Here is an 18,612-nt window from a genome sequence, read left to right on the forward strand (position 1 = left end):
TATCCCTACTTTTTTATTTAAAGAAATTTGGGTATCATATTACTAGCTTAATCTATAAACTAAAAATTGCGAAAGGACATTTCCTGTGGTATCATATAGAGTGATGAAAATGGGAGGTGTCTAGATGGAAAATATCTTTGCAGTTATTTTAATGCTTGCATCACTAATAATTATAGTGTCTGTAACAATGCAAGATCCAAAAACTGATGGACTAGGAACACTAGCTGGCCAAGAAACAAACGTATTTGGTAGAAGTGCTCATAGAACTAAAAATGAAATGTTAGATAAAGTTGTAATTGCTGGAGGAGTATTACTTTTCTTAGGAAGTATCATAATGCTAGCAGTTATGTAAGGGGCTATAGATAGACTTAAGCTATCTAGCCTCTTTTTTTATAGAAAAGGATAAGATATGAATCTAAAAGAACTAATATTAAATATAGTAAATGATGAAAATTATGAACCCATTACAATAAAAGAACTTGAAAAATATTTACAAGCTGATAAATACACAAGAAATGCAGTTTATGATGTCTTAAAAGAGCTTGAAAAAGAAAATAAACTACGTATCTCCCACAAAAAACGCATATTGCCATTAAGTGATGAAGAACTTTCTCTAGTAGGAAAGATTCAACTAGCTCAATCTGGTTATGGTTTTTTTATTTCAGATAATACAGATTTTAAAGATGTATTTATCTCAAAAGATAACCTAAACAAGGCCTTTGATGGGGACAGAGTAAAAATTGAAATTACAAAAGCTAGAGAAAAAGGAAAAAATGCTGAGGGACGAGTTTTAGAAATAATAGAACGTGGCAATACTAAAATAGTAGGTTCTTACCAAGAGTCAAAGGGTTTTGGTTTTGTAATTCCAGATAATAAATCAATTGGTAATGATATTTATATCGACAAAAAACTTTCAAAAAATGCAAAGAATAAGGATAAGGTAGTAGCAGAAATAATCAACTTCCCTAAAAAAGGCAATCCTGAGGGTAGGATTGTAGATATTATCGGTCATAAAAATGATAAAAATGTTGATATCTATTCCTTAGTAGCGCAACACGGAATACCTTATCTTTTTTCAAAAGATACAAAAAAAGAAGTTTTATATCTAGATAAGGAAGTAAAAGAAGAAGATATAGAAAATCGAACAGATTTTAGAGACCTATTTACAGTTACAATTGATGGAAGGGACTCAAAAGACTTTGATGATGCTATTTCAATTGATAAAAATGGAGACAATTACGATTTATACGTACACATTGCAGATGTATCCCATTATGTAAAAAAAGGAACAGCCTTAGACAATGATGCTTATGATAGAGGCAACTCTACATACTTATATAATGTAGTTATACCAATGCTTCCAAAAGAATTATCAAATGGTATTTGCTCATTAAATCCAAATGTAGATAGACTATCCCTATCATTAAAAATGACCATAGACAAAAAAGGTAGGGTAATAGCAAATGACTTTTATAAAGCAGTTATAAACTCTGATTATAGATTAGTTTATGATGATGTAAATAATTTTATAGATGAAAAAGATGAAAGTGTCTATGAAGATGATATATTAAAAGAAAAGTTACTTTTATTTGATGAATTACACAAAATATTAAGAGGAAAAAGAGAAGATAGGGGAGCTATTGACTTTAATTTTACAGAAAGTCAAATAGATGTAACTGATGATGGCAAAGTATTAAATATTTCCGTACATGAGCGTGGTTCAGGAAATAAGATGATAGAAGAATTTATGCTTGCAGCAAATGAAACAGTTGCAACTCTATTTGGATATATGGACTTCCCATTTATGTACCGTATTCACGAGCAACCATCAAAAGAAAAACTAGATGGATTTAAACGCGCCCTAAACACAATGGGATATAATATCCGCGGAAACGAACTTCACCCAAAAGATTTTCAAAGAATACTAGAAGATGTAGAAGGGGAAAATGAAGAAAATGTTATAAATATGCTGATGCTACGCACCATGCAAAAGGCAAAATATAGCAAAAAGCGTGACATACACTTTGGATTATCCACAGAATTTTATACGCATTTCACAAGCCCTATTCGTAGATATCCAGACCTCATTGTTCATAGACTTTTAAAATCATATATTGAAAATAGACTAAATAAATTTAATCAAGCAAGTCTAGAGATGAGCCTAGAAAAGTCCAGTGAACACTTATCTATGACAGAAAGACGCTCGGAAGATACAGAGCGAGATGTAGAAGATTTGATGAAATGTAAATATATGCGTAGATTTATCGGAGATGAATTTACCGGTACAATATCATCAGTAACAGACTTTGGAATTTTCATAGAGCTTGAAAATACGGTAGAGGGACTTTTTATGTATAAGTTCTCACCGCACCGATTTGAATATCAAGAAGAAAGTTTAAAAGCAGTAAATGTTGATAATAAGAAGATATACTCTATTGGAGACGAAGTAAAAACAAGAGTACTCAATGTCGATATTTATCAAAGAAATATTGACTTTGATTTATTGGAGGAAGATGAAACAGTTAGCGAACAACAAGAAAGCCTTTCATGATTATTTTATAGAAAAAAAATATGAAGCAGGCATAGAATTGCAAGGAAGCGAAGTAAAAAGTATAAAACAGGGCAAGGTTAGTATCAAGGAAAGCTTTGTAGGAGATAGAAATGGAGAGATGTTTATATATGGTATGCACGTAACTCCATTTAAGGAAGCTTACGATCAAAAAATTGATCCGACGCGCACCAGAAAATTACTCCTTCACAAAAAAGAAATAGATACATTGATTGGTAAAAAAACTCAAGATGGTTATACTATAGTGCCAATTAGTGTTTATGAAAAAGATGGTCTAGTAAAATTAGAACTAGCTCTAGCCAAAGGTAAAAAACAATACGACAAACGTGAAACTATAAAAAGAAGAGAAGCAGATCGAAGAATTGATAGAGCTTTAAAAAATTATTAATGACAATCGACCCTATATGTGGTCGATTGCTTTTTTAAAAACTAAAAAAGGTATAATAGCCATTAGTAAAAACTAAGGAGGTTATTTTGAAGAAAATATTATCTATACTTTTAGCAGCAGCCCTCATAATAGGATTTATAAATTACAGGGAAAATAATAGGCCAAAAAGTATTGAAAAAAATGATCGACAAATTGAAGATGCATTGGATGATAAGGTACATACAAAATCATGCAAAACTAATAGGCAAGATAATAATATAGAAAATAATGACCTAAGTACTGGCATAGAATATGTTAAAAATAATGAATTTAATGATCTTAGTGATGATGAAAAAGCAAAAATATATGCCATGGCTAGTGATGGTCTAAAGCAAATGGGTTATGATACAAACGACTTTACATACGATGATTTAAATAAAATATATGATGCTTGTCAGGAGTATATAATCGAAAATAACGTAGATGCTGATTCACTTTCACTAGTAGACCAGGCAAAATTATACAATATATTAAAATCATATATACAAAATGATAATTAAAAACGCAGAGGAACTATCCTCTGCGTTTTATTTTAGATCAGACTTTATTACCATAAGTTTACTATCATCTAAAGCCTTTAGACTATGACTAACTTCTGGCTCAAGTTTTATAATATCACCAGATTTTATAGTATATTCTTTATCTTTTTCTGTAAATATAACTTGACCTTCGTATATAACAACCACAACAGACATATTACTGTCATGGCTAGGAATACTCTCACCAGATTTTAAATTTAAATGAGTAACAACTTGATTATCACTTTCATAAATGTTGTGTGCCCTTGCACTAGCATCTTTTACTGAATATTTCATAATACCTCCTAAAAAGATTATTTCTTACATTTTACCAAAAATTTCGATATAATCTATATATAAGATTAAGGAGAATAGTATGAAAATTAAAAATAATAAAATATCCAATATTATTGGCATTATCATAATACTTACTGTGGTATTAGCAAATAATAATTTTTTTATAAAAGAGGATTCTAATTATCAAACAGGAAAAGTAATAAGAGTTGTAGATGGAGATACAGCAGTAATTAGAATAAAGAATGAAAACCAAAAAGTTAGATTTATAGGAATGGATACACCAGAATATAATCCTACAATGAATATATCCGATCCTTGGGGAAAAGAAGCCAGTGAGTTCACTAGAAATTTATTGGATAAACAAATAGTATACCTAGAAAAAGACATATCAGATACCGATAATTATGATAGATTATTAAGATATATCTGGATAATTCCACCCAAAGAACCCAATAATCCTACTCATGAAGAGATAGAAACTCAATTGGTAAATGGAATATTGGTAAGAGATGGATATGCAAGAGCTAAAACTTATGAGCCAAACATAAAATACCAAAGCTATTTAAATGAAATCGAGAAAGATGCAAAAAATAAAAAACTTCGTTTATGGAGTTAAGGAGAAATAATATGGAATCTTATAAAAGTTTTTGGGCAAAAAAACAAATTACAAATGGAAATTTTGAATGGATGCCACTATATATTCACCTATCTGATACTCAAAAAGTATCATCCTTGTTGTGGGAACATTGGCTTAGTGATTCACAAAAAAATATAGTTATAAATTCTATAGATAATGGGGATGAAAGCATTGCAAAGAATCTTGTTATGTTTTTAGGAGCTTGTCATGATTTAGGCAAAGCTACTCCAGCGTTTCAAATTAAAAAAGGTTTTGCAAACTCAGATGATTTAGATAAGATATTAAAAGAAAAATTAGAACAAGTAGGATTTTTTGGTATAGCAAGTACTAGCCTTCCTTCAATGAATAAATCTCATCATAGTATGGCAAGTGAATATATATTATATAAATACGGTGTAAAAGCAGATATAGCCTCTATTGTAGGTGCCCACCATGGAAAGCCAGTTGATAACTTTACTACAATTAAAAACCAAATCGCCTATGAATCTAATTATTATCAAGAAGAAAAAAGTACAAACCCAATATATCAAAAATGGGAACAGATACAAAAATATTTTTTTTCATCGGCTTTAAATTCAAGTGGTTTTGAAAGTATAGATGATTTGCCAGAAATAAATCAAGTTGGTCAAGTAATATTGACTGGACTTTTAATTATGGCAGACTGGATAGCAAGTAATACGAAATATTTTCCGCTTTTTTCAATCTATGATGAAATAGACTGTAATTTAGATCAAAGAGTCGAAATAGGTTTTACAAATTGGTTTAAAACAGAAGTTTGGCAAGCAGATTATAAATTTGATTATAAAGAAAATTTCAAAAAACGATTTGGATTTTATCCAAACAAACATCAAGAAATTTTTATAGAAACTATTTTGAATACAAAAGATGTAGGTATTTATATATTTGAAGCTCCCATGGGAATGGGAAAAACTGAAGCTGCTTTATATGGTGTAGAATTACTCGCTCAAAAAAAAGGATCTAGCGGAATGTTTTTCGCCTTACCTACTCAAGCCACTACAAATGGAATTTTCCCAAGAGTAGAAAAGTGGTTAAGAGATATTGTAGATGATTTTGAGGATGATTTAGGATTAAGATTGGTACATGGAAAAGCATATTTGAATGAAGATTTTCAAAGGCTTGCAAAAAATATTAACCCAGATGCAAACTATGATGATCATCCAAGTGTAGTTGTTAACGAATGGTTTTCAGGGAAAAAGTCTGCAATTTTAGACGATTTTGTAGTGGGTACAATTGATCAATTTTTGCTATTATCATTAAAGCAAAAACATCTTTTTCTAAGACACCTAGGATTTAGTAAAAAAGTAGTAGTTATAGATGAAGTTCATGCTTATGATGCATACATGAACCAATATCTGTACCAAGCTTTAAGATGGATGGGGGCTTATAATGTGCCAGTTATAATATTGTCTGCCACCTTACCAGCTGAAAAAAGAGAAGAGCTTATAAAAGAATATCTAATAGGCAAGGGCATAAAAGCACGAAAGCAAAAGCATGATAGGCAAATAGCAATAGATACCTATCCATTAATTACTTATAATGATGGTTCAATAATTAAATATGAAGATAAATTTGAAAAGTCTTCCACAAAGAAAATACATGTTATAAAAGAAGATGAGGATAATATAATAAAGCTAATTAAATCCTTGTATAAACAGGGAGGAAATATAGGAGTAATAGTAAATACAGTAAAAAAAGCTCAAAATTTAGCGAAAGAAGTAGAGGAAGTCTTTGGAAGTGACTCATTTGAATTGATACATTCAAGATTTATTGATACTAATAGAATGAAAAAAGAGGAAGTGTTGTTGCAAAAAATAGGAAAAAAAGCAAATAGACCAGATAGGAAAATATATATTGGTACTCAAGTAATAGAACAATCTTTAGATATAGATTTTGATGTTATGATAACAGAACTTGCTCCAATTGACTTGATTTTACAAAGAATAGGAAGACTTCAAAGACATGATATAAAAAGAAATGAATATTATAAAAAGCCTACTTTATATGTAATAGGAACATCAGAAAAATTAGAATTTGATGAAGGTTCATCATTTGTATACAGCTCATATCTTCTAGCACGTAGCCAATACTTTTTGCCAGATGAAATAATAATTCCAGATGATTTATCAAAACTTGTACAAAATGTCTATTCAGATTGTGAAATAAAATTAGATAAAAATTTAGATAATGTTTATAAAAACTTTAGAAATGAACATTTGAGGTTAATTGAGCGACAAAAGGAAAAAGCCAAAGTATTTAGAATAGGAAATCCAGATACAGATTTTTTAGAAGATGAAGGTGAAACTATAATAGGTTGGTTAAATAATAGTAATGAGGTAAATACTGAAGAAGCGGCATTTGCCCAAGTTCGTGATACAAAAGAAACCATAGAAGTTATAGCCCTTCAAGAAAATAAACATGGAATAGGACTATTTGGAAATGATGATGATATCTACGAAAAAATAGATGACTCTCACATTGCAAAACTTATAGCTGCAAATACCTTAAAGCTACCTCAAATTCTTACAAAAGATTATAATTTAAATCAAACAATAAATTTTCTAGAAAAATATAATTTGAAATATTTATTAAAGTTTCAAGACAGTGCTTGGCTAAAAGGATCATTGGGTATAATTTTTAATGAAAACGGTTTTTTTGAGATTGGTGATTATATATTAAAATACTCAAATAAATACGGACTATCTTATGAAAGGAAGGGAGATAGTGACAAGCTTTAATTTAATAGATGAAAATTGGATTTTAGTTATAGATAATAACGGAAACACAAAAGAAATATCGTTAAAAGAATTATTTTCTAATGCAAGCAATTATAAAGATCTAGCAGGTGAAATGAAAACACAAGATTTTGCTGTTCTTAGAATATTGCTTGCAATTTTACAGACTGTGTTTTCTAGATTTGATGCTGATGGTATTTTTTATGAATATTTAGAATTAGATGAAGACTATCGTCAGTTAGAAGATGTTGAAGAAGATGATCTAAAAGATTATAAAAAAGATTTAAAAAAAACATGGAAAAATCTATGGAAAGCAGGAGAATTTCCATATATCGTAAATGAATATTTTGAAAAATGTCATGACAGATTTTATCTATTTGATGATAAATATCCATTTATGCAAGTGAGTGAAGATATTATTAGGAATAATACTAAAAATAAAAAAGGAACCAACATAAGTATAAAGAATATAAATAGAACTATAACAGAAAGTAATAATAAAATTTCATTATTTGCAGGAAAAGATGCTTCTAGCAAAAACTTAACTACAGAAGCAGAAATAGCAAGGTGGTTAATCACATATCACGGATACACTGGGACAGGTGATAAGACAAAATTTACAGATATTGACGATAAATTTACTCCATCTAAGGGATGGCTATACGATATTGGTGGTATTTATTTTACTGGAAATAATTTGTTTGAGACTTTGATGCTTAATTTAATCTTGGTTCATCCAGCAGATTTTAATGCTAATAAACAAAAACCGGCTTGGGAATATTCTCCACAGGAAAATATAAACGAGGATTTATCAAAATCTTTAGTAAATAATTTGTCAGAGCTTTACACTAGGTATTCTAGAGCCATATATATTGATCCAGACACAGATTTGGATAAAGAATTCTCATTTGAAGTTGTAAAATTATTAGATTTAGAACATCAAAATCAAAGCCTAGAACTTATGACAACATGGAGAAAAAATGAAAGTGGACCAAATAAGGGGTTTTTTACACCCAAAAAACATAAAAGGGATGTTAGTTTATGGAGATCATTTGGTTTGCTTGCCTTAAATCCAAATACAAGTGATGTTCGGAAAGTAGGTTTAATGGATCATTTAGAAAGTATAAAGAGTACTCTTGGAGATTACAAATTTACTATTAATTCTATAAGTATGGAAGATGATGGCAATGCTACAAGCTGGGTTCCAGTTAATGAAATATATGACTATTTAAATATTAACGATTTTGTAGCGACAGATTTATCAGAAAATGGATGGGTTATCCGCATTGAAGATACTATAAATGAAACAAAAGAGATCGTAGATATCACTTACAGAAGGTTTTTAAAAGAAATAAAATTAATTAGAAATCAACATTCAGATAATTTTGTAGAACAAAATGTAGAAAACTTATACTTTTTATTAAATGATCCATTTAAAAACTGGTTATCTTCTATTACGCTTGAGGATAGTAAAGATCAAAAAATTGAAGAATGGAGGAAGGTATTAGAAAAAATTGTAAGAGCTGAGGCAGATAGAATATTAGTAAATGCAAATCAAAGAGATTTTACAGGTGTTACAATTGATGATAAAACACATAACATTATAACTGCTTATAATTCATTTAATTTCTTTTTAAATAAACAACTAAGAAAGGAGGCCTAAATGTCTAATAAAAATAATATAAACAAACCATCTGTTTATGGAGTTACTGCTAATATATTAAATCAAATTGCAAGTAACTTAGATGCACCAGCTACAAAAGCAACATTATCAAATCTTAGAAATTCTATATCAAAACCATATTCACAAACAATTGAAGTTTTTTCTACACTTTATATATATCTCCCAGATTCATTTATTAGTGAATATGGAGATTTGTCATATCAAGAAAAAGCTATAATCACAACACTACAAATATTTTCTATTCATCAGCAAGGAAATAGCCAAAGTGTTTTTTTAGCAGCTGATGATGAAAATAAATACAAAAATATAGGATGTGCATTAAAAGTTTTAAGAACTAGTGAAAATGCAAAATCAACTGATAGAAGATTTAACGCTATGATAAGTGCAGATACCTTTGAAGAGCTTACTTTTCACCTAAGACAACTAATTTCTTTGTTAAAGTCTAGGTCAGATCAAAAGGTAAATTATGCAAAACTTGCCCAAGACTTATATTATTTACAAATACCAAGTATGAGAGAAAATATTAAGCTTAGCTGGGCTAAAGAATACTACAGATTTAATAACCAAGAAAAAAATAATAAAGGAGAAGAAAATGAGTAATAATAGACTGTTCCTAGATGTGCACGCAATACAAACATTGCCACCTTCAAATATTAATAGGGATGATACAGGAAGTCCAAAAACTTGCCAATATGGTGGGGTAAAAAGAGCCCGAGTTAGCTCCCAATCTTGGAAAAGGGCGATGAGAACTTATTTTTATGAACAAAGTGAACAAGAAAATGTGGGTGTTAGGACAAAAGATATTGTACAATTTGTAGCTGATAAAATAATTGAAATTGACTCCAGCAATGAAGATACAGCTTTTAGTCTAGCTGAAAAAATAATAAATGATGCTGGCGTAAAAACTAAAGATGGAAAAGCAAAAGCTCTTTTCTTTTTAGGTGATAGTCAGGCTAAAGAGTTGGCGAAGGCTGCAATTGATGGAAATAATGATAAAAAATATTTAAAAGAGATATTGAGAAATAATCCTGCCATAGATATAGCTTTATTTGGTAGAATGGTTGCAGATGATCCATCATTAAATGAAGATGCATCAAGCCAAGTAGCCCATGCAATTTCAACTCATTCAGTAGATACAGAATTTGACTTTTTTACAGCAGTAGATGACCTTGCTCCAGAAGAAAATGCCGGTGCAGGTATGCTTGGAACAGTAGAATTTAATTCATCAACTCTTTACCGATATGCAAATGTAGCTATTCATGAATTATACAAACAATTGGAAAATAAAGAAGCTGTATTAAATACTGGAAAGTTATTTGTAAAATCATTTACAAATAGCCTTCCAACAGGAAAAGTAAATACATTTGCAAATCAGACTCTTCCTCAATTTGTAATGGTTACATTAAGAGATGATAGACCAGTAAACTTAGTCTCAGCCTTTGAGAATCCTATAAGATCAAATGAAGGATATGTAGAAAAATCTGTAAATGCATTGTTGAACGAAAACGAAAAGGTAGAAAAATTTGTAAATAAAACTATAAAAACATTTATCTTAGACTTAAATAACTATAATTTTTCTTCTGATAACATTGAAAATGAAAATTCATTAAATGAGTTGATAGGTGACTTAGGAAATTTCCTAGACACAGAGTTATCAAATTGGTAGGGTGATTTTTTGAAAACAATACTATTAAAATTTGCAGGACCACTTCAATCATGGGGAACTAATTCCCATTTTGAAACAAGGCAAACAGACCTATATCCATCAAAAAGTGCAGTAATAGGTCTAATAGCTGCTAGTTTTGGATATCAAAGAGATGAAGATAGTAAAATAAAAAAGCTAAATGAACTAAACTATGCAGTAAGAATAGACCAACAGGGAAATTTACTAAGGGACTATCAGATAGCACAAAAATTTAAAGAAAATGGGGATTTTGATAGGACTTATGTTACTAATCGTTATTATCTTGAAGATGCAATATTTGTAGTAGCTTTAAGTCATGATGATGATAAATTTATCGAAGGAATATATGAGAATCTTCGAAACCCATATTTTCAAACATTTATGGGCAGAAGATCATGTCCACCACCAGCCGATTTTTTACTTGGAATTTTTGATGATAATATTTTAGATACATTAAAAAACTATCCTTGGCAAGCTAAATATTGGTATAAAAAACATAATGATAATGCTATATCTTGCTACATGGATGCTTCTATTGAAAAGAACTTAAGAGTATCACAAAGAAGAGATATGGTTATATCTTTTTCTCAAAGAGAACGAAAACACCAATATAGAAATGAAAGTCAGCTAATAATAAAAGCAATCGACCCTGCAAGTGAAAATAATAATCTTACTACTTATGATGAGCATGACGCTTATGGCAGTCTTTAGGAGGATTTATTATGTATATGTCAAGAGTAGGAATTGATTTTAATAATAGAATGAACCTCAAAAAATTATCTAATTTAAATGCTTATCATAGTTGGGTTGAAGAAAGTTTTCCGGATGAAATAAAAAACAAAACTCGCACTAGAAAACTATGGAGGATTGATCAACTTAATGGCAAAAACTATTTATTACTAGTAAGTGAAACAAAACCAGACTTAGATCAATTAGAAAAATATGGTGTAAGAGGTACAGCTTCTACTAAAGATTATGATTCATTTTTAAATAAACTTAAAAATGGAGATATTGCGCGTTTTAAAGTAGTTTTAAATCCAACTATATCTATAAAAAGTGAAGTAGATAAATCTCAAAGAGGCAAGATAGTTCCACTAAAATCATCTGAGTTTGCTAATTATTTATTGGATAGGTCATTAAAAAATGGATTTTCTTTAAATGAGGATGATTTTTTGATAACAGAAAGAAAAATAGTGCCTTTTAAACATTCTAAAAATTCAAAAAGAATAAACTTAGATCAAGTTACTTATCAAGGAAAACTAAAGATAACTGATAAAGATAAGATGATAAAAACTCTTACTTCCGGTATCGGAAAGAAAAGAGCATATGGATTTGGTCTAATGACAATAATTTTGGATAATTAATATGAAAAAATCATTTGGAGCAAAAAAAGCAGAAATAAATGAACTTCCTAGAATATCAGATAGAGTTAGTTTTATATATGTAGAACATGCAAAAATTAATAGGCAAGATAGTGCAATCATATTTTTAGATAACAGAGGAATAGTTAAAATCCCTTGTGCAATGATTGGTGTTTTGCTCCTAGGACCAGGTACAGATATTAGTCATAGAGCTGTGGAACTAATAGGAGATACAGGTTGTGCTATGGTATGGGTAGGAGAAAATGGTGTAAGGCAATATGCTCACGGCAGAAGTTTAACCCATTCATCTAGATATTTAGAAAAGCAAGCAAAATTAGTATCAAATACTAGAAGTAGAGCAGCCGTTGCTAGAAAAATGTATCAGATGAGATTTCCAAAAGAAGATGTAAGCAATCTAACAATCCAACAATTGCGTGGTAGAGAAGGAACAAGAGTCCGTAGAGTATACAAAGATAATTCGAAAAAATATGATGTAGAGTGGTCAGGTAGAGACTATGATCCAGATGATTTTAATAAATCAGATCAGGTTAACAAGGCTTTATCAGTGGCAAATGTAGCGCTTTATGGATTAGTCCATAGTATAATAGTAGCACTTGGCATATCACCAGGGCTAGGTTTTGTTCACTCTGGCCATAATCTAGCCTTTGTGTATGATATCGCAGATTTATATAAGGCAGAAATAACTATACCTATTTCATTTAAAGTAGCGTCATTAATTTCAGAAAACGATGATATTGAAACTATCACAAGAAAATCCATAAGAGATCTTATACAAAAAGAAAAATTAATGGAACGAATAGTAAAAGATGTTCAATATCTTTTAGAAATACCCAAAGAAGAAAAAATAGTAATAGATCAGATTCATCTTTGGGATGATAAAGAAGAATACGTAGATTACGGAATAAATTATAGTGAGTACTAATGCCTTTTACAGTAATAACATTAAAAAACACTCCTCCATCACTCCGTGGTGATCTTACAAAATGGATGCAAGAAATATCTACAGGAGTTTATATAGGAAATTTTAATAGCAAAGTAAGAGAAGAACTGTGGAAAAGAGTAGTAGAAAATGTAAAAGAAGGTGAGGCTACAATCTGTTATGCTTCACGCAATGAAATAGGATATGACTTTAAGACAAATAGCAAAGAGATTTCCATTATTGATTTTGATGGCATACCCTTGGTAATGCTTGAAAAGAAAGAAAAAATAGAAGTAAATGATCAAACAAAATTAGGCTATAGTACAGCATCAAAATTTATAAAAGCACGACAATTTCAGCAACAATCCAAAAAATTACCTTCATATGTAGTTATAGATATAGAAACCAATGGATTAGATTTTAATAAAAATAGTATAATAGAAATTGGATGTGTAAAACTTTCTAATGGGAATCTTGAAGAATTTGAAAAGGCAATTAAAATAGATAATTCATTATCTAAAGAAATAGTAAATCTTACCGGAATAACTGACGAGTTTTTAGATAAGAATGGAGAAGATGAAAAAGAAGTCCTAAGCGAACTACTAGATTTTATTAAAGACCTACCCCTAGTAAATTATGGGAGTAACTTTGATATAAACTTCTTAAATAAATCTTTAAACAAACATAAATTAGGAAATATAAAAAATCAAACCATTGACTTGATGAGATATGTAAAAAAAGAAAAAAGAATGCTAGAAAACTATAAACTAGAAACAGTCTTAAAATCATATGGGATTTGTCAAGAGGTACCCCATAGGGCGCTGGCTGATGCCAAATTAACCTACGAGCTTTCAACAAAAGTAAATATTTTTAAAGAAAAAATAAAATAGGATGGCTATAAATAAGGATCAAAATACTGTTTATCCCGCACACGCGGGGGTGATCCTTTTTAAGCTAAAAGGTGTTACACACCCTTTAGGTTTATCCCGCACACGCGGGGGTGATCCTCCGTTATTACTGGTATTGTTTTTACTAATTGTGTTTATCCCGCACACGCGGGGGTGATCCTTTTTAAGCTAAAAGGTGTTACACACCCTTTAGGTTTATCCCGCACACGCGGGGGTGATCCCTACTTTTGCACTATCTAAGTAATCAGATTTAGGTTTATCCCGCACACGCGGGGGTGATCCTGTAAATGATATGCGTAATTTAAGAGCATTTGAGTTTATCCCGCACACGCGGGGGTGATCCTATTTTTCTTCAGGTGTTTTCTTAAATATCATAGTTTATCCCGCACACGCGGGGGTGATCCTCTTCTGTATCATAAGACCTGGTATAGGGTCTAGTTTATCCCGCACACGGGGGGGGTGATTCCATGCCTGTGTGGCCCACCAGCACCTGCAGAGGCGTTTATCCCGCATACGCTGGGGTGATACTCAATATTTAGTTTTTCTTTAATCATTAATTATAACTAAAGATTGTCATATATTTTGATTGGTTTTAGACATAAAGATTATCTTAAGGTTAAGGGGAAATGATTTAGGCCTATATCTAGGTATAATTATTATTATATTAAAGTTTAGAAAGGTTAGATATGGCTTATATAGAATTAAATAATTTAACAAAAGAGTATAAGTCTGGTGCATCGACTATTGTTGCCAATGATGATATAAGTTTTGATCTTGAACGCGGTAAACTTTTAGTTATCGTTGGGGCATCTGGTGCAGGAAAGACAACTCTTTTAAATATACTTGGTGGTATGGAGCAAGCTAGCAGTGGGCAAATCCTAATAGATGGCAAGGATTTGACAAAACTTGATGATAATGAACTAACTACTTATAGGAGAAATGATGTAGGATTTGTATTTCAACATTATAATCTTATCCCAAATTTAACTGCTCTTGAAAATGTAGATTTATCTGCTGAGATATCAGACAATCCACTAAATTCCGCAGAAGTTTTAGAAAATGTTGGATTAAAAAATAGGTCAGAAAATTTCCCAGCCCAATTATCTGGTGGTGAACAACAAAGAGTTGCTATTGCAAGGGCTTTGGCAAAAAATCCTAAAATTTTATTATGTGATGAACCAACAGGTGCCCTTGATTATGAAACTGGAAAAAATATTTTAAAACTGCTACAAGATGCATCAAGAAAGCTTGGAGCAACTGTAATAATAATTACCCATAACTCTCTAATAAAGCCAATGGCAGATGTAGTCATTGAGCTGCGTGATGGAAAAGTAATTGAAAATTATGAGAATACAAACCCAACACCGGTTGAAAGTATTGAGTGGTGATTTTTGTGAATAAAACATATTTTAAAAATATCCTAAAAGATATAAAAAATACCATGGGTAAAGTAATATCCATTGCCACCATGGTTGGACTTGCAGCTTTAGTTGTAGTTGCTTTGACCCTAACAGGTCCCACTATGCGAAAAACCTTAAATAATTCCTTAAAGTCTTATAATCACCCAGATATAATATTAAGATCAACCTATGGACTTGATTTTGAAGATGAGATGATTTTAAAAACAGATGAGGATATAGAGAATATTACTCTGGTAAAAAGCGCTGATCTGTTGGATAATGAAACTCTAATAAGAGTAAAATCCTACAATAAATCTATAGCAAAATCGGTAATAGTAAGTGGTCATAAACCAGAAAAGAAAAATGAAATAATATTAGATAGAATTTTAGAAAATCAATATAAAATTGGAGATAAGATTAAATTTTCCTATGTAGATAATCCAAAATTTGATGAAGAAGTCATGAAAAACTTGGAATATGAAGTTGTAGGATTTTTTAGAACTTCAGATTATTTTATGGAAGATATGAGAGAATTGTCTTTTAGTGCAAAAAAAGAACTTAATGGCTATGCTTATGTTCTTGAAGAAAACTTTGATACAGATAAATTTGGAGAGGCAAATATTATCTACAAAAATTCAAAAAAAATGGATAAAACAAGTGGAGATTATCAAAATTTTGTATATGAAAAGAAAGATAATCTTGAAAATGCCATAGCAAATAGACCAAGTGAGGTCCTTAAGAAAATAAAATCTGAAGCAAATGATGAACTTGATGATGCCCAAAGTGGAATTGATAATGCAAAGAAAGAAATTTCCGATGCAGAAAAAGAACTTAAAAATGCACGCAAAAAACTAGATCAAGGCTATGTTAATTATGAAAAAGGAAAAAAAACATATGAGGAACAAATCTCAAAAGGCCAAAGTGAATTAGAGAATGCGAAAAATGAATTAATTAAAGGTCAAAATCAAATAGATAGGGGTAGAGAAAGCTATAAAACAAATCTAGATGAATACAATAGAAAAATTTCATCTGCCCAAAGTGAAATAAATACAAAGGAAAAAGAACTTTCTGCCGGTCAAAGTGAATTAGATGCTGCCCAAGCTGAAATAGATGCAGGATATAATAAATTGGAAAATAAATTTGAAGGTCCTAGGGCAGAGTTAAAAAGTGCAGAATCCAAATTAGACGAGGCAAAAAGAAATATAGATCAAAAACAAAATGAGCTAGCTATTTTAGAAGACCGTTTCGATAAAGACAGTGAAGCAGATAATTTGTCAGAACAAATTAGTCTGTTAAAAGCAGAAATAGATAGGGCAAAAATTCAATATGAACAAAGCCTTTTTGAATATGATTCTAAAAAGGATTCCATAGAATCTAGATATCAAACAGAAAAAGCTAAAATTGATCAAGGTCAGAGTGAATTAAATAATAAAAAAGCAAACTTAGATGCTGGTTGGACAAAACTTAATCAAGGCAAAAGAGAACTAGAATCTGAAAAGAATGAAGGATGGTCAAGATTATCTAGTGCAAAAAACGAACTTGATAAAAATCAAGCTAATATTGATGCTGGCTGGACTGATTACAATTCTGGACTAAAAAATCTAGAATCAGAAAAAATAAATGGCCAAAAAAAATTAGAAGACTCTTACAAAAAGCTTATGGATGGGGAAGAAGAGTACCAAAATAATCTGGATAAGTTCAACAAAGAAAAATCAAAAGCGACTAATAAAATAAATAAAGGTGAAGACGATATTGAAGAAAATAAGGAGTCTTTGCTAAAACTCGTAGATCCAGAATATGATGTAGAGACGATTTTTGACAATGAGGGTATCGACACCTATTATAAAAATAGTTTAAATATGGATGAGCTTACCAAAGTTTTTCCTACATTTTTCTATCTAGTAGCAATGCTTGTTACCCTTACTACTATGAAAAGATATATAGATGAACAACGCACAATAAATGGAACCTTAAAGTCTCTCGGATATTCTGATAAGCAAATCAGCCAAAGATTTTATATTTATGGGATAATTCCTACACTTATCGGATCAATTATTGGAGCTTTGTTTGGAAGATTTTTAGTTAGCCGCATTATTATAAATGCTTATTCATCAGGATTTGGAAATCTTGGTATAAATTATGTAGGAGCATTACCATACATCTTATTTTCTATAGCTTTGTCGGTAGGACTTGTTGTCCTCACAGTATATTTTTCATCAAAAGAAACGGTGAGAGAAACTCCAGCCGCTCTACTAAGACCAAAGGCTCCACAAATTGGAAAGAAAATACTTTTAGAACGTATCAAACCTATTTGGAAAAATCTTTCATTTATGCAAAAAATTACTGCAAGAAACTTATTTAGATATAAGTCTAGGATGTTTATGACCTTATTTGGAGTGGGAGGTTGTACTGCCCTTACTTTCTTTGGTTTTGCAATGATAGATTCTATAAAAGATACGGTAGATTGGCAGCAAAATAGGATAAATCACTATGATGTAATTGCCATGGTGAATGAAAATGCAACTGATGGAGATTTAACATCTTTCAATAATAAAATTAAAAACTATGAATCTCTTCCGATTAGTTTTCAAGAGACAAATGTTAATAATAATGGTAATAGATTAAATTTAAATTTGGTAATCCCAAAGGAACATGATAAATTAGATAAATTTGTAAGTCTAAAAAACCTTGATAGAAATTCAATAGATTTATCAAATGAAAAGGCTGTAATTACAGAAAAAGCATCTGATAAGTTAGGAATAAAAAAGGGAGATAAAATTAAATTTTCCTATAAGGGTAAAGATTTTGACCTCCCTATAACAAATATAGCAGAAAACTATACTGGCCATTACATCTATATTTCAAAGGAAAATTTTGAAAAACTATCCGACCAGAAAGCAGATTTGAATGCTAATTATCTCCACGGTGATGCAAGCAAGATTATAAAAAATATTGAAAATGAGAAAGCAGTAAGTGCAATAATCAATGCATCTGTAATTTATGCATCAATGGATGTACTTCTTCAAAATTTAAACCTTGTTATAGGAATAATTACCATTATTTCTGGACTCTTAGCCCTTGTTGTTTTATATAATTTGATAAATATAAATGTTAGTGAAAGAAAAAGGGAACTTGCAACTATAAAGGTACTCGGGTTTTATCCAAAGGAAGTTACTTCCTATATATTTAGAGAAATATTTATCCTTACTATACTTGGAATCTTTGTTGGTTTTGGTTTAGGATATGCTATGTTTAGGTATATATTATACGTAGTGGCTCCATCCGATATTTTATTATCTTACAGAGTCCACTTTAACCCATTTTTATATAGCGGATTGATAACAATAGCTATTTCAATAATTTTACTGCTTGTAGTTCACAGAAAACTAAAGAAAATTGATATGGCTGAGGCTATGAGTAGTGGAGAATAAATA

At 30.4% G+C, this 18,612-nt stretch carries 16 protein-coding genes and 1 CRISPR repeat array; of the genes, 15 read left to right on the plus strand and 1 reads right to left on the minus strand.

Translation table 11 applies throughout. The features are described 5' to 3' along the window. The first annotated feature begins 124 nt into the window (after positions 1–124). The 4 genes from secG (at position 125) to ACKRLN_RS02715 (ending at position 3,496) form a co-directional block, all read left to right on the plus strand. Positions 125–352, plus strand: coding sequence for a preprotein translocase subunit SecG (gene secG / locus ACKRLN_RS02700; protein ID WP_203127351.1), 228 nt, complete (start codon positions 125–127; stop codon positions 350–352). Between the two features lie 57 nt (positions 353–409). Then, complete coding sequence (gene rnr / locus ACKRLN_RS02705) at positions 410–2,551, plus strand: ribonuclease R (protein ID WP_416335187.1); 2,142 nt, start codon at positions 410–412, stop codon at positions 2,549–2,551. Beyond that, positions 2,514–2,957 (plus strand): SsrA-binding protein SmpB, encoded by a 444-nt coding sequence (smpB, locus tag ACKRLN_RS02710; protein WP_203127353.1) that lies wholly within the window; start codon positions 2,514–2,516, stop codon positions 2,955–2,957. Before rnr ends, smpB begins: the two co-directional genes overlap by 38 nt. An 86-nt stretch (positions 2,958–3,043) precedes the next feature. After that, complete coding sequence (locus tag ACKRLN_RS02715) at positions 3,044–3,496, plus strand: hypothetical protein (protein WP_416335188.1); 453 nt, start codon at positions 3,044–3,046, stop codon at positions 3,494–3,496. A 27-nt stretch (positions 3,497–3,523) separates the two neighbouring features. On the opposite strand, the gene ACKRLN_RS02720 is transcribed toward ACKRLN_RS02715, so the two are convergent. Continuing rightward, positions 3,524–3,811 (minus strand): cupin domain-containing protein, encoded by a 288-nt coding sequence (locus tag ACKRLN_RS02720; protein ID WP_203127355.1) that lies wholly within the window; start codon positions 3,809–3,811, stop codon positions 3,524–3,526. Positions 3,812–3,890: 79 nt separating this feature from the next. Between ACKRLN_RS02720 and ACKRLN_RS02725 the strand changes: the two genes are divergently transcribed. The 11 genes from ACKRLN_RS02725 to ACKRLN_RS02775 all read left to right on the plus strand — a co-directional run bounded on the left by ACKRLN_RS02725 (position 3,891) and on the right by ACKRLN_RS02775 (position 18,609). Then, positions 3,891–4,427: a thermonuclease family protein gene (locus tag ACKRLN_RS02725; protein ID WP_203127356.1), complete on the plus strand. Its 537-nt coding sequence runs from the start codon at positions 3,891–3,893 to the stop codon at positions 4,425–4,427. Positions 4,428–4,438: 11 nt separating this feature from the next. Further along, positions 4,439–7,204: a CRISPR-associated helicase Cas3' gene (cas3, locus tag ACKRLN_RS02730; RefSeq protein ID WP_416335189.1), complete on the plus strand. Its 2,766-nt coding sequence runs from the start codon at positions 4,439–4,441 to the stop codon at positions 7,202–7,204. Next, positions 7,191–8,864 carry a type I-E CRISPR-associated protein Cse1/CasA gene (locus tag ACKRLN_RS02735; protein WP_416335190.1) on the plus strand — a complete coding sequence of 558 codons (1,674 nt, stop codon included), beginning with the start codon at positions 7,191–7,193 and terminating at the stop codon, positions 8,862–8,864. Before cas3 ends, ACKRLN_RS02735 begins: the two co-directional genes overlap by 14 nt. Continuing rightward, positions 8,865–9,485, plus strand: coding sequence for a type I-E CRISPR-associated protein Cse2/CasB (gene casB, locus ACKRLN_RS02740; protein ID WP_416335191.1), 621 nt, complete (start codon positions 8,865–8,867; stop codon positions 9,483–9,485). It begins immediately after the preceding gene. Further along, the gene (cas7e, locus tag ACKRLN_RS02745) at positions 9,478–10,551 is read left to right on the plus strand and encodes a type I-E CRISPR-associated protein Cas7/Cse4/CasC (protein ID WP_416335192.1); all 1,074 of its coding nucleotides are present in this window, start codon (positions 9,478–9,480) and stop codon (positions 10,549–10,551) included. Before casB ends, cas7e begins: the two co-directional genes overlap by 8 nt. A 9-nt stretch (positions 10,552–10,560) precedes the next feature. Continuing rightward, positions 10,561–11,280, plus strand: a complete 720-nt coding sequence (gene cas5e, locus ACKRLN_RS02750; RefSeq protein WP_416335193.1) for a type I-E CRISPR-associated protein Cas5/CasD — start codon at positions 10,561–10,563, stop codon at positions 11,278–11,280. A gap of 11 nt (positions 11,281–11,291) precedes the next feature. Beyond that, on the plus strand, positions 11,292–11,933 hold the full coding sequence (gene cas6e / locus ACKRLN_RS02755; protein ID WP_416335194.1) for a type I-E CRISPR-associated protein Cas6/Cse3/CasE: 642 nt from the start codon (positions 11,292–11,294) through the stop codon (positions 11,931–11,933). A 1-nt stretch (position 11,934) separates the two neighbouring features. Next, positions 11,935–12,873: a type I-E CRISPR-associated endonuclease Cas1e gene (gene cas1e / locus ACKRLN_RS02760; protein WP_416335195.1), complete on the plus strand. Its 939-nt coding sequence runs from the start codon at positions 11,935–11,937 to the stop codon at positions 12,871–12,873. After that, the gene (cas2e, locus tag ACKRLN_RS02765) at positions 12,873–13,760 is read left to right on the plus strand and encodes a type I-E CRISPR-associated endoribonuclease Cas2e (RefSeq protein WP_416335196.1); all 888 of its coding nucleotides are present in this window, start codon (positions 12,873–12,875) and stop codon (positions 13,758–13,760) included. Before cas1e ends, cas2e begins: the two co-directional genes overlap by 1 nt. Positions 13,761–13,788: 28 nt before the next feature. Then, positions 13,789–14,183: direct repeats of the CRISPR family, unit length 29 nt; unit sequence GTTTATCCCGCACACGCGGGGGTGATCCT. A 281-nt stretch (positions 14,184–14,464) separates the two neighbouring features. Next, positions 14,465–15,166: an ABC transporter ATP-binding protein gene (locus tag ACKRLN_RS02770; protein ID WP_203127774.1), complete on the plus strand. Its 702-nt coding sequence runs from the start codon at positions 14,465–14,467 to the stop codon at positions 15,164–15,166. Between the two features lie 5 nt (positions 15,167–15,171). Then, on the plus strand, positions 15,172–18,609 hold the full coding sequence (locus tag ACKRLN_RS02775) for an FtsX-like permease family protein (RefSeq protein WP_296141494.1): 3,438 nt from the start codon (positions 15,172–15,174) through the stop codon (positions 18,607–18,609). Positions 18,610–18,612: the final 3 nt, after the last annotated feature.

This window comes from Anaerococcus sp. AH8042_DFU013_CI05 (genome assembly GCF_047936775.1).
Classification (GTDB): domain Bacteria; phylum Bacillota; class Clostridia; order Tissierellales; family Peptoniphilaceae; genus Anaerococcus.

Coding starts and splice junctions, on each gene's coding strand:
- cas1e (WP_416335195.1), top strand. CDS start 11,935: ATGAAAAAATCATTTGGAGCAAAAAAAGCAGAAATAAATGAACTTCCT.
- cas3 (WP_416335189.1), top strand. CDS start 4,439: ATGGAATCTTATAAAAGTTTTTGGGCAAAAAAACAAATTACAAATGGA.
- cas7e (WP_416335192.1), top strand. CDS start 9,478: ATGAGTAATAATAGACTGTTCCTAGATGTGCACGCAATACAAACATTG.
- smpB (WP_203127353.1), top strand. CDS start 2,514: ATGAAACAGTTAGCGAACAACAAGAAAGCCTTTCATGATTATTTTATA.
- secG (WP_203127351.1), top strand. CDS start 125: ATGGAAAATATCTTTGCAGTTATTTTAATGCTTGCATCACTAATAATT.
- cas2e (WP_416335196.1), top strand. CDS start 12,873: ATGCCTTTTACAGTAATAACATTAAAAAACACTCCTCCATCACTCCGT.
- casB (WP_416335191.1), top strand. CDS start 8,865: ATGTCTAATAAAAATAATATAAACAAACCATCTGTTTATGGAGTTACT.
- ACKRLN_RS02720 (WP_203127355.1), bottom strand. CDS start 3,811: ATGAAATATTCAGTAAAAGATGCTAGTGCAAGGGCACACAACATTTAT.
- ACKRLN_RS02725 (WP_203127356.1), top strand. CDS start 3,891: ATGAAAATTAAAAATAATAAAATATCCAATATTATTGGCATTATCATA.
- ACKRLN_RS02770 (WP_203127774.1), top strand. CDS start 14,465: ATGGCTTATATAGAATTAAATAATTTAACAAAAGAGTATAAGTCTGGT.
- cas6e (WP_416335194.1), top strand. CDS start 11,292: ATGTATATGTCAAGAGTAGGAATTGATTTTAATAATAGAATGAACCTC.
- rnr (WP_416335187.1), top strand. CDS start 410: ATGAATCTAAAAGAACTAATATTAAATATAGTAAATGATGAAAATTAT.